Source organism: Glycomyces dulcitolivorans, from assembly GCF_003265355.1.
Taxonomy (GTDB): Bacteria; Actinomycetota; Actinomycetes; order Mycobacteriales; family Micromonosporaceae; genus Glycomyces; species Glycomyces dulcitolivorans.
Map to the genome: position 1 here is coordinate 520 of NZ_QFRW01000021.1, position 10,018 is coordinate 10,537.

Genomic DNA, 10,018 nt, shown 5'->3' on the forward strand with positions numbered 1-10,018 from the left:
CTGGACCGGGGCCGCGCCGTACTGGGGCGCGTGGCCCTGCGGGACGGCGGCCGAGCCCTGCGCGGGCTGGCCCCACTGCTGCGGGGCGCCGTACTGGGGCTGGGGAGGCTGCGGGGGCGGCACGGCCGCGTAGCCCTGGTTCGGCTGGGGCGCGGGCGGGGCGGTCGGCTGGTAGGCGCCCGGCGGCGCGTACTGGGGTTCCGGGGGCGCGGCGTAGCCCTGCGGCTCGCCGGGCGGGGCGTACTGGGGCACGGCGGCCGCGCCGTACGCCTGGGGCGCACCGGGAGGCGCGTACGAGGGCGCGCCATAGGACGCCGCCGGCGGCGGGTACTGCGGCTCGGCCGGGAAGCCCCCGATCGGGGGCGGCAGGGGGGCGCCGCACTGGGGGCAGCGGCGCTGCCCGGCGTTCAGTCGTTGACCGCAGGAGCTACAGCTGTTTCCGTCCACGGAAGCCTCCTCGGGGCTGGAGCGTCGTCAATCGGGCAACTCGATATCCATCGTGCCATCAACCCGTCGCGGCCCGTGCACGCGTTCCCACTACTCGGGGACGCCCCTCAGGCCTCGGTCTGGCGCGTCAGGACGGCGGCGACGGTGTCGGCGACCGTCTCGGCCGGCGACTCGCCCTCGTCCTCGGTGGGCGTCTGGGGTTCCCCGCTGGGGGTCGGCGACGGGGACTCCGACGGCGTCTCGCTGTCGGTGGGCTCCGGGTCGGGGCTGGGCGAATCGGTCTCGGTCGGCGTCGGCGACGGGTCCTTCGTGGTCGGCTCCGGGTCGGTGGGGGTGGGCTCCTCCGGGGTCTGCGTGGGGTCGTCGGCGTCGGGGTCGGTCTGGATCGCGTCGACGACGCGGTGCGCGCCGGCGAAGTTCTCGAACCAGATCGAGCTGATCTTCACGACGTCGCCCGTCCGGGGGGCCTGGATCATCTTGCCGTCGCCCAGGTACATGCCGGTGTGGTAGACGGACTGCCAGTTGCCCGGGTCGTCCCACCAGTACAGGAGGTCGCCGGGGAGGAGCTTCTCGACGTCGACGGGCTTGTCGCGGGTCGCGTTGTACTGGTCGGCGGCCACGCGCGGGACGCTCACGCCCGCATAGGCGTACGCGGACTGGACCAGGCCCGAGCAGTCGAAGGAGTCGGGGCCCTCGGCGCCCCACACGTACGGGTCGCCGAGCTGCGCGAGGGCGTACTCGACGGCCTTCTTCGCCTCGGGGGCGGCGTCCCAGCCGTCGACCTCGGAGGAGAAGTCCCCGGAGTACTCGGCCGCGGCGGCGTCGCGCTCGCGCTCCAGCTGCTCCAGGGCCTCGCGGTTGTCCTCGACGAGCTCGGTCAGGGCGGTCTGGGCGGCGTCGAACTCGGTGTCGAGGGCGAGGTAGCGGTTCTCGGCGCGGTCGGCGGAGAGGACGGCGGCGTCGTAGGCGGCGCGGGCGACCTGCTCGGCGGTCGCCGCCTCGTCGAGGTCGGCCGAGAGCTCGGGCAGGTCCCATTCGCCGCCGAGCGGGGTGAGCCCGGACAGGTCGGGGAGCTCGGTGTCGGGGACGCCGGCGGTGTCGGCGTAGGCCTGGCCCGCGGCGTAGTCGAGGGCCTCCTGCGCGGCCTCCAGCTCGGCGGTCGTCGCGGTCCAGTCGGTCTGGGCGTCGCCGAGGCGGCTCTCGCGGGCGAGCCACTCGTCCTGCGCGGCGGTGGTCTCCTCGGCGAGCTGCGCGAGGTCGATCTGGGCGGCGGTGATCTGGTCGCCGAGGGGGCCGTCGGCCGTCTCGGGGTTGGTGACCGGGCTGTCGTCGCCCGCGCCCCCGAGGGGCCGGCCGCCGTCGTCGGGGACCGTGACGCCCGGCTGGGCGAATGCGGGCAGGGCCCCGCCGAAGACGACGGCCGCCGCACCGGCGGCGGCGATCATGCGGGCACCGAACCGTGAAACGCGCATGTGAGGTGTCCTTCTGTGGGGGAGGCCACGGATACTGTACCGAAGACACGCAAGTCTCGCATCCACGGTTGCCTCCACTCTGGCACCGTGTGGTCGATCACGTCCGATCACGCTCAGCGACAACGCATCCGGAGCGGGGCCGCCGCACCTCGGGCGACCGACGCCTCCGCGCGGGGGCCCGCCGTCGGACCCCGCCGGTAGATTTGAAATGGGGGGTCCCCGGGTGTCCGAAATGCCGGGACCCTCCGTTCACGTTCGCCGCGTTCACGGCCTCACACGTGGAAAAGCCGCGGCCGCCCCTGCGTGCCCGCGGGGCTACGCTGGCGGTGATCCGACAACGTTGGGAGCGCCATGGACGACAATGCCGAGTTCAAGGCCGGTATCGAGGCGAAGCTCGCGGCCGGCGAGCGGCTGAGCTTCGAGGACGGCGTGGGCCTGTACGAGGTCGACGACCTCGCGTGGCTGGGCCGCCTCGCGCACGGGGTCCGCACCGCCAAGAACGGCGACCGGACCATGTTCAACGTCAACCGGCACCTCAACCTCACCAACGTGTGCTCCGCGTCCTGCGCGTACTGCTCGTTCCAGCGCAAGCCCGGCGAGACCGACGCGTACACGATGCGCGTCGAGCAGGCCGTGGCCCTCGCCGAGCAGATGAAGGGCGACGCCCCCACCGAGCTGCACATCGTCAACGGCCTCCACCCGACCCTCCCGTGGCGCTACTACCCGCGGGTCCTCAAGGCGCTCAAGGAGACCCTCCCCGAGGTGAACCTGAAGGCGTTCACCGCCACCGAGGTCCAGTGGTTCGAGAAGATCTCCGGCCTGACCGCCGACGAGATCCTCGACGAGCTCATCGAGGCCGGCCTGGAGTCGCTCACCGGCGGCGGCGCCGAGATCTTCGACTGGGAGGTCCGCCAGCACATCGTCGACCACGACTGCCACTGGGAGGACTGGTCGCGCATCCACCGCCTCGCCCACCAGAAGGGCCTGCGCACCCCCGCGACGATGCTGTACGGCCACATCGAGGAGCCCCGCCACCGCGTCGACCACGTGCTGCGCCTGCGCGAGATGCAGGACGAGACCGGCGGGTTCGCCGTGTTCATCCCCCTGCGCTACCAGCACGACTTCCACGACGCCAAGGACGGCAAGATCCGCAACCGGCTCCAGGCGCGCACCACCATGGCGAGCCCGGCCGAGTCGCTGAAGACGTTCGCGGTCTCGCGGCTCCTGCTCGACAACTTCGACCACGTCAAGTGCTTCTGGGTCATGCACGGCCTCGACGTCGCGCAGCTGTCGCTGTCGTTCGGCGCCGACGACCTCGACGGGTCGGTCGTGGAGTACAAGATCACCCACGACGCCGACGACTACGGCACCCCCGACAAGATGACCCGCGACGACCTCCTGGAGCTCATCCGCGACGCCGGGTTCCAGCCCGTCGAGCGCAACACCCGCTACGAGGTCGTGCGCGAGTACGAAGGGCCCCAGACCATCGCCGAGCGGCGCGCGGAGCCGCAGTCCGTGAAGTTCTAGTTGTGCAGCAGCAGCCCGAGACGCCGCAGGCGATGACGCTCGGCCAGCTCGTGGGCACCGCCCTCGCGTACTTCGTGATGGGCGCGGTCGTCCTGGCCGTCATCGACCTGCTGTTCGTGATCCCCAGCGGCCGCCCGTTCGGCGAGACGTCGGGGTGGATCGCCGCGCTGCCGACCGTGTGGGCCTACACCGGGCAGTTCCGGCGCTACGGCGGCGCGGCCCGCTGGGGCGTCATGCTCGTCGGGTTCCTCCTCGGCCTGGGCGCCGGGCTCGCGGTCGGGATCCTCCTGCCGCCGACCTGGCCGCCGATGCTCACCGGCGGCCTCGCCGGACTCACCGCCGCACTCGTCTACGCGCCCCTGTGGTACGCAGGGGTCCGCACCTTCGGAGAGGAGCGGGTCGCATGAACCCGGTCTGGAAGTTCTACCTCGCGCGCCTGGCGCTCGTCGCCGCCGTCGCGGTGCCCCTCATGTTCTTCATCAACGCGCTCCTCGCGCTCGCCGCGGGCATCCTCGTGTCGATGGTCCTCGGGTACGTGCTGCTGAAGAAGCAGCGCGAGGCGATGATCAACCACATCGACGACGCCGTGAAGCGCCGCCGCCAAGAGAAGCAGCAGCTGCGGGCCGACCTCGCCGGAGACGACGCTTAAGCGTCCTTCATCAGCTCCGAGCAGATCTGGAGCGTCTCGGCCGCGCCCGCTTCGAGGGCCTTGCCGTAGTGCTTGAGCCAGGACCGGACGCCGTCGGGCGTGCCGGTCGACCAGGCGCGCTGCGCGCCCACGTACTCCGGCTGGCGCTCCAGGTGCCCGGCGTCCACGGTGATCAGGAGCTTCGGGTCGAGGCCCTTGCTGGCCAGCGCGAGGCGCGCGGCCGCGCGGGCGACCACGTTGTTGGCGACCGGGAACGGGCGCACCGACAGGAGCTCGCCGTGGACGACGGCGGCGGCCATCGCGGCGGGGATCTCCTTGGTGGGGTTGGTGATCAGCGCGCACAGGGCGTTGATGCGGGCCGAGCCGTTCTCGTCGACCTCGATGCGGCCGGGCTCGAAGTCGACGCCGGCGTCGGGGAGGTCGCGGGTGGCGAGGAGGTGGAGCTTCGCGAGGACGTAGCGGGGCGAGACGGGCCACACGTCCGCGAGGGACGGGAGGGCCTCGGTGACGGCGAGAACGCCGGAGACGACGGGGTCGTCGAAGTCGCCTTCGCGCAGCCGCTCGACGTCGCAGTCGTACCCGTCCAGCGCCAGGGTCGCCGAGGCGCTGTGCAGGGCGACCTCGGTCTCGACGAGTGCCTCGCCGCCGCGCAGGGCCTCGTGCCAGAGCATGCGGTCGACGTTGGCTCTGGCGTTCTCAAGGGCGTCGGCGACCTCGGAGAGTTCGAGGAGAGGCGCGAGAGGATCCACGGGCGGAACCTTACCTTTAGTGCGGAGCACGCAAACGGCGCACCGGGCGGGCTAGAGGGCAGTCACAGAATCGTAAACCAGGACGCAGGGTTGCACCGGTCCGACGATACCTCTCGAATCGGTCCCCCAGGGTCCCCGGGACGGGTGGGTTCGGACCGCTCGGCGGCCGCCGGTCGGCCGCTCGCGGGCCGTTCGGCGCGGGCGGTTCCCAGATGCCGGAGCCGTCTCATCCGCACGTTCCGTGTCGTCCAGTTCGCGGTAGTGTTACGCGACATAGACCCGCCTCACAGCAGCGCATCGGCGCGTAGATCTGTAAGGAGCCAATACCCGTGGCTGATACCCCGCAAGAGACGCTTGCCAACCTCCTCTCGGAGGACCGGACGTTCCCGCCGTCCCCCGGGTTCGCGAAGTCGGCGAACGTCACCGCGGCCGCCTACGACGAGGCCGCGGCCGACCGCCTGGCGTTCTGGGAGACGCAGGCGCGCAGGCTCGACTGGTCGAAGGACTGGGACCGGGTCCTCGACTGGGACAATCCTCCGTTCGCGAAGTGGTTCACCGGGGGCGAGCTGAACGTCGCCGCGAACTGCCTCGACCGGCACGTGGCGAACGGCCTGGGCGACCGGGTCGCGATCCACTTCGAGGGCGAGCCGGGCGACACGCGCGCCGTCACGTACGCCGAGCTGCTCGACGAGGTCAAGCGGGCCGCGAACGCCCTCACGGATCTCGGTGTGGAGGCGGGCGACCGGGTCGTCATCTACATGCCGATGATCCCCGAGGCGGCCGTGGCGATGCTCGCGTGCGCGCGCATCGGCGCCCCGCACTCGGTGGTGTTCGGCGGGTTCAGCGCGACCGCGCTGTCGAGCCGCATCGACGACGCGGGCGCGAAGCTCGTGATCTGCGCCGACGGCGGGTTCCGCCGCGGCAAGCCGCTGGCGCTCAAGCCGACGGTGGACGAGGCGATCGAGTCGTGCCCGTCGGTGGAGCAGGTCCTCGTGGTGACCCGCACCGGGCAGGAGGTCGCGTGGAACGACCGCGACGTGAAATGGGAGGACGCCGTCGGCGGCGCCTCGAACGAGCATGAGGCGCAGGCGTTCGACGCCGAGCACCCGCTGTTCATCCTGTACACGTCGGGGACCACGGGCAAGCCGAAGGGCATCCTGCACACCTCCGGCGGGTACCTGACGCAGGCGTCGTACACGCACCACGCCGTGTTCGACCTCAAGCCGGAGACCGACGTGTACTGGTGCACCGCCGACATCGGCTGGGTCACCGGGCACTCGTACATCGTCTACGGCCCCATGTCGAACGGCGCCACCCAGGTCATGTACGAGGGCACCCCGGACACGCCGCACACCGGCCGGTTCTGGGAGATCGTCCAGAAGTACGGGGTGACGATCCTCTACACTGCGCCGACGGCGATCCGCACGTTCATGAAGTGGGGCGACGACATCCCCGCGCGGTTCGACCTGTCGAGCCTGCGGGTCCTCGGGTCGGTCGGCGAGCCGATCAACCCCGAGGCGTGGATCTGGTACCGCGAGCACATCGGCGGCGGGAGCACGCCCGTGGTGGACACGTGGTGGCAGACCGAGACCGGCGCGATCATGGTGTCCCCGCTGCCGGGCGTCACCGCGACCAAGCCGGGGTCGGCGCAGCGGCCGCTGCCGGGGATCAACGTCGACGTCGTCGACGAGCAGGGCGAGTCGGTGCCGAACGGCGGCGGCGGGTTCCTGACGATCCGCGAGCCGTGGCCGTCGATGCTCCGCACCATCTGGGGCGACGACCAGCGGTTCCTCGACACGTACTGGGCGCACTTCGACGGGATGTACTTCGCCGGCGACGGCGCGAAGAAGGACGACGACGGCGACCTGTGGCTCCTGGGCCGCGTCGACGACATCATGCTGGTGAGCGGGCACAACATCTCCACGACCGAAGTGGAGTCCGCGCTGGTGAGCCATGAGACCGTGGCTGAGGCGGCGGTCGTCGGGGCCTCGGACCCGGTGACGGGCCAGGGCATCGTCGCGTTCGTGATCCTGCGCGGCCAAGCCGAGTCGAGCCCCGAGCACCTCGCGGAACTGCGCCAGCACGTCTCGAAGACCCTGGGGCCCATCGCGAAGCCCCGCCAGGTCATCGTCGTGGCCGAGCTCCCGAAGACCCGCTCGGGCAAGATCATGCGCCGGCTCCTGCGCGACATCGCCGAGGACCGCGAGATCGGCGACGTCACCACCCTCGCCGACAACACCGTCATGAGCCGCATCAAGACCGGGCTCCAGGCGGGCAAAGAGGACTGAGGACGCTCCTCCCGACACTGCGAGTCCGGGAACACGGCCTGAGGCCGTAACGAACTCGTGACGAGGTCGGGTCCGCATTACGCGGGCCCGACCTCGTACGCTGTCCGCGTGACCCGCAAGACCTTCGCCGACAGCGCCGCCCTCAAGCAGGGCCCCTGGACACACCGGCAAGTCGACGCCAACGGCTCGCGCTTCCACGTGGCCGAATCCGGAGAAGGCCCCCTCATCCTGCTCCTGCACGGCTTCCCCGAGTTCTGGTGGGCGTGGCGCCACCAGATGCCCGCGCTCGCCGACGCGGGCTTCCGCGTCGTCGCCGCCGACCTGCGCGGCTACGGCGCCTCCGACAAGCCGCCGACCGGGTACGACGCGTACACGATGGCCGCCGACGTCGTCGGGCTCGTGCGGGCCCTCGGCGAGCGCGAGGCGACGGTGGTGGGGCATGACCTCGGCGGGATCCTCGCGTTCGCGGCGGCCGCGTTCCACCCCAGGCAGTTCAAGTCCCTCGTGGTCCTCGGCGCGGCGCACCCGCTGCGGCAGCGGGCCGCGCTCGCGGTCGACCCGAAGGGGCAGCTGTCGGCGTCGCGGCACCTGTTCGCGTTCCAGATGCCGCGGTACGAGCACAAGCTGACGGCTTGGGACGCAAGGAAGGTCGCGGACCTGATGTACTCGTGGTCGGGGCCGGGGTGGCGGAGCACGCGGGACTTCCAGGAGTACGTGCGGGCGTGCCGGGACGTCATCCAGATCCCGCAGGCCGCGTTCTGCGCCTTGGAGGCGTTCCGGTGGCCGTTCCGCACGTCGGTGGGGCTGTCGGGGCGGCGGTTCGTGAAGCTGCTCCAGCGGCCGACGCCGGTGCCGACGCTCCAGCTGCACGGCGCGCTCGACTCGTGCGTGCTGCCGCGGACGGCGCAGGGCTCGGGCCGGTACGTGCAGGGGCGCTACGAGTGGAAGCTCCTCGACGGGGTCGGGCACTTCCCGCAGCAGGAGGCGCCGGAGACGGTGACGAAGGAGATCATCAGGTGGGCGTCGTGAAGCCCGGCCGCTCCGGGCGGTTCGTTCACTCCAGCACCGTGAGCCACGGTCACAATATGATCAACAACTAGCCGACCGGCTAGCGCGTGGGGCAGGATTGGGCGGCAAGCTGCTGTCGAATCCGAAGGCGGGTCCATGTCCACGTTCGCACTCACCGGCGCGACGGTCGTCCCCATCACCGCGGCTCCCATCGAGCACGGCACCGTGATCGTCGAGGACGGCCGCATCAGCGCCGTCGGCGGCCCCGACCTCGCCGTCCCCGCAGGCGTCACGGTCATCGACGCGACCGGCAAGTGGATCGTCCCGGGCCTCATCGACGCCCACACCCACCTCGGCGTCCACGAGACCGGCGAGGGCTGGGCGGGCGACGACACCAACGAGATGACCGACCCGAACACCGCGCACGTGCGGGCCCTCGACGGGATCAACCCGGTCGAGCCCGGGTTCGCCGACGCGCTGCGGGGCGGGGTGCTCGCCGCGTGCATCAACCCCGGGTCGGGCAACGTCATCGGCGGCGAGTGCGTCGTCGTCAAGACCGCCGGGAGCAACCGGGTCGACGACCTCGTGGTCCGCTCCCCCGCCGGCATCAAGTCGGCGCTGGGCGAGAACCCCAAGCGCGTGTACGGCGACAAGGGCCAGACCCCGAAGACGCGCATGGGGACCGCGGGCGTGCTGCGGTCGGCGTTCATCGCCGCCGAGAAGCACCGCGACGCCGAGAACCCCGACCGGGACCTGAAGCTGGAGAACCTCGTCAAGGTGCTCAACCGCGAGATCCCGTGGCGCCAGCACTGCCACCGCGCCGACGACATCGCCACGGCGATCCGCGTCGCCGACGAGTTCGGGTACGACCTGGTGCTCGACCACGGGACCGAGGCGCACCTGCTCGCCGGCGTCCTCGCGGAGAAGGGCATCCCGGTCCTGTTCGGGCCGCTGCTGACCGCGCGCGCGAAGGTCGAGACCGCGAAGCGGTTCCCCGAGAACGCGGTGAAGATGGCCGAGGCCGGCGTGAAGCTGGTGATCATGACCGACCACCCGGTGGTGCCGATCCAGTACCTGATCGTGCAGGTCATGGAATGCGTGAAGGCGGGCCTGGACCGCGACGCGGCGCTGCGGGCCGTCACGATCAACCCCGCGGAGGTCCTCGGCGTGGCCGACCGGCTCGGCTCGCTCGAAGCGGGCAAGGACGCGGACTTCTGCGTGTGGTCGGGCGACCCGCTCGACTACTACTCCAGCGTCGAGCAGGCGTACATCGAAGGCGTGCAGGTCGACTGAGAGCCCGGGGCGGCGGTGCTGCGGAGGCTTGACCGCCGCCCCGGACGAGGATCGGGGCCGGGGAGCAGACGCTCCCCGGCCCCTTCGCTTGTCGACCCGGGCCGCTACGCGGCGCGGCGGACGTCGGCGCGCGCCGGCAGCAGTGCCGCGTCGCCCCGCACCCGCAGCTCGCGGGCGAGGAAGCCGTTGCGGGCGGCGGCGAACCCGCCGACGATGCGGTCCATCAGCGACGGCCGGTCGGGAACGACCGGGGCGTCGGGCAGGGCGGAGCCGGCCTCGGACTTGATCAGTTGCACTGCGAGAAACGCGTAAGGGTCCATCGGTGTTTCCTTCCGGGCGGTGATGCACGATGCGTGCCGCGCCGGTGCGGCGTGAGGCCCCATTCGATTTCCGGTCCCCCGGGGCCTCATGCTCAACTCTGACCGGCCGGTGTCACCGGCTCATTACGTCCCGGCGAACCCTCGGGCAAGCCGCGTGAACACTCAGGTGCCGATCATGCCGCAGGTCACAGACCCCGCCCCCGCCAACGGAAAACCGCCCCGACCGGCGCTGCCGGTCGGGGCGGTTCCAATGTGGGCCCCCTCG

General features: G+C 71.6%; 10 protein-coding genes. 6 read left to right on the plus strand and 4 right to left on the minus strand.

All coding sequences use genetic code 11. From position 1 onward, the window contains the following. Both DI269_RS27435 and DI269_RS00595 read right to left on the minus strand, forming a co-directional pair. The coding region (locus DI269_RS27435; protein ID WP_332871920.1) for a zinc-ribbon domain-containing protein at positions 1-447 on the minus strand (447 nt) is incomplete at its 3' end. Between the two features lie 107 nt (positions 448-554). Further along, positions 555-1,919: a C40 family peptidase gene (locus DI269_RS00595; protein ID WP_157974665.1), complete on the minus strand. Its 1,365-nt coding sequence runs from the start codon at positions 1,917-1,919 to the stop codon at positions 555-557. A 351-nt stretch (positions 1,920-2,270) separates the two neighbouring features. On the opposite strand from DI269_RS00595, the gene mqnE reads away from it, so the two are divergent. The 3 genes from mqnE to DI269_RS00610 are packed head-to-tail and all read left to right on the plus strand — an operon-like array spanning position 2,271 to position 4,095. Further along, complete coding sequence (mqnE, locus tag DI269_RS00600; protein ID WP_112133227.1) at positions 2,271-3,446, plus strand: aminofutalosine synthase MqnE; 1,176 nt, start codon at positions 2,271-2,273, stop codon at positions 3,444-3,446. 2 nt (positions 3,447-3,448) lie between these two features. After that, positions 3,449-3,853 (plus strand): hypothetical protein, encoded by a 405-nt coding sequence (locus tag DI269_RS00605; protein ID WP_112133228.1) that lies wholly within the window; start codon positions 3,449-3,451, stop codon positions 3,851-3,853. Further along, positions 3,850-4,095 carry a DUF4229 domain-containing protein gene (locus DI269_RS00610; protein WP_112133229.1) on the plus strand — a complete coding sequence of 82 codons (246 nt, stop codon included), beginning with the start codon at positions 3,850-3,852 and terminating at the stop codon, positions 4,093-4,095. Before DI269_RS00605 ends, DI269_RS00610 begins: the two co-directional genes overlap by 4 nt. Here the strand turns inward: DI269_RS00610 and DI269_RS00615 are convergent. Next, positions 4,092-4,844, minus strand: coding sequence for an oxidoreductase (locus DI269_RS00615; RefSeq protein WP_112133230.1), 753 nt, complete (start codon positions 4,842-4,844; stop codon positions 4,092-4,094). The genes DI269_RS00610 and DI269_RS00615 overlap by 4 nt on opposite strands. A 329-nt stretch (positions 4,845-5,173) precedes the next feature. Here DI269_RS00615 and acs point away from each other — a divergent pair, with 329 nt between their 5' ends. The 3 genes from acs (at position 5,174) to DI269_RS00630 (ending at position 9,433) form a co-directional block, all read left to right on the plus strand. Next, positions 5,174-7,132 (plus strand): acetate--CoA ligase, encoded by a 1,959-nt coding sequence (acs, locus tag DI269_RS00620; protein ID WP_112133231.1) that lies wholly within the window; start codon positions 5,174-5,176, stop codon positions 7,130-7,132. Positions 7,133-7,240: 108 nt separating this feature from the next. Continuing rightward, positions 7,241-8,161 carry an alpha/beta fold hydrolase gene (locus DI269_RS00625; RefSeq protein ID WP_112133232.1) on the plus strand — a complete coding sequence of 307 codons (921 nt, stop codon included), beginning with the start codon at positions 7,241-7,243 and terminating at the stop codon, positions 8,159-8,161. A 135-nt stretch (positions 8,162-8,296) separates the two neighbouring features. Further along, the gene (locus tag DI269_RS00630) at positions 8,297-9,433 is read left to right on the plus strand and encodes an amidohydrolase (RefSeq protein ID WP_112133233.1); all 1,137 of its coding nucleotides are present in this window, start codon (positions 8,297-8,299) and stop codon (positions 9,431-9,433) included. A gap of 104 nt (positions 9,434-9,537) precedes the next feature. On the opposite strand, the gene DI269_RS00635 is transcribed toward DI269_RS00630, so the two are convergent. Then, entirely contained in the window at positions 9,538-9,753 is a 216-nt protein-coding gene (locus DI269_RS00635; RefSeq protein ID WP_112133234.1) for a hypothetical protein, read from the minus strand. Positions 9,754-10,018: the final 265 nt, after the last annotated feature.

Bases quoted from the DNA above. Each gene is read 5' to 3' on its own strand.
- DI269_RS00610 (WP_112133229.1), top strand. From the start codon at position 3,850: ATGAACCCGGTCTGGAAGTTCTACCTCGCGCGCCTGGCGCTCGTCGCC.
- DI269_RS00635 (WP_112133234.1), bottom strand. From the start codon at position 9,753: ATGGACCCTTACGCGTTTCTCGCAGTGCAACTGATCAAGTCCGAGGCC.
- mqnE (WP_112133227.1), top strand. From the start codon at position 2,271: ATGGACGACAATGCCGAGTTCAAGGCCGGTATCGAGGCGAAGCTCGCG.
- DI269_RS00595 (WP_157974665.1), bottom strand. From the start codon at position 1,919: ATGCGCGTTTCACGGTTCGGTGCCCGCATGATCGCCGCCGCCGGTGCG.
- DI269_RS00630 (WP_112133233.1), top strand. From the start codon at position 8,297: ATGTCCACGTTCGCACTCACCGGCGCGACGGTCGTCCCCATCACCGCG.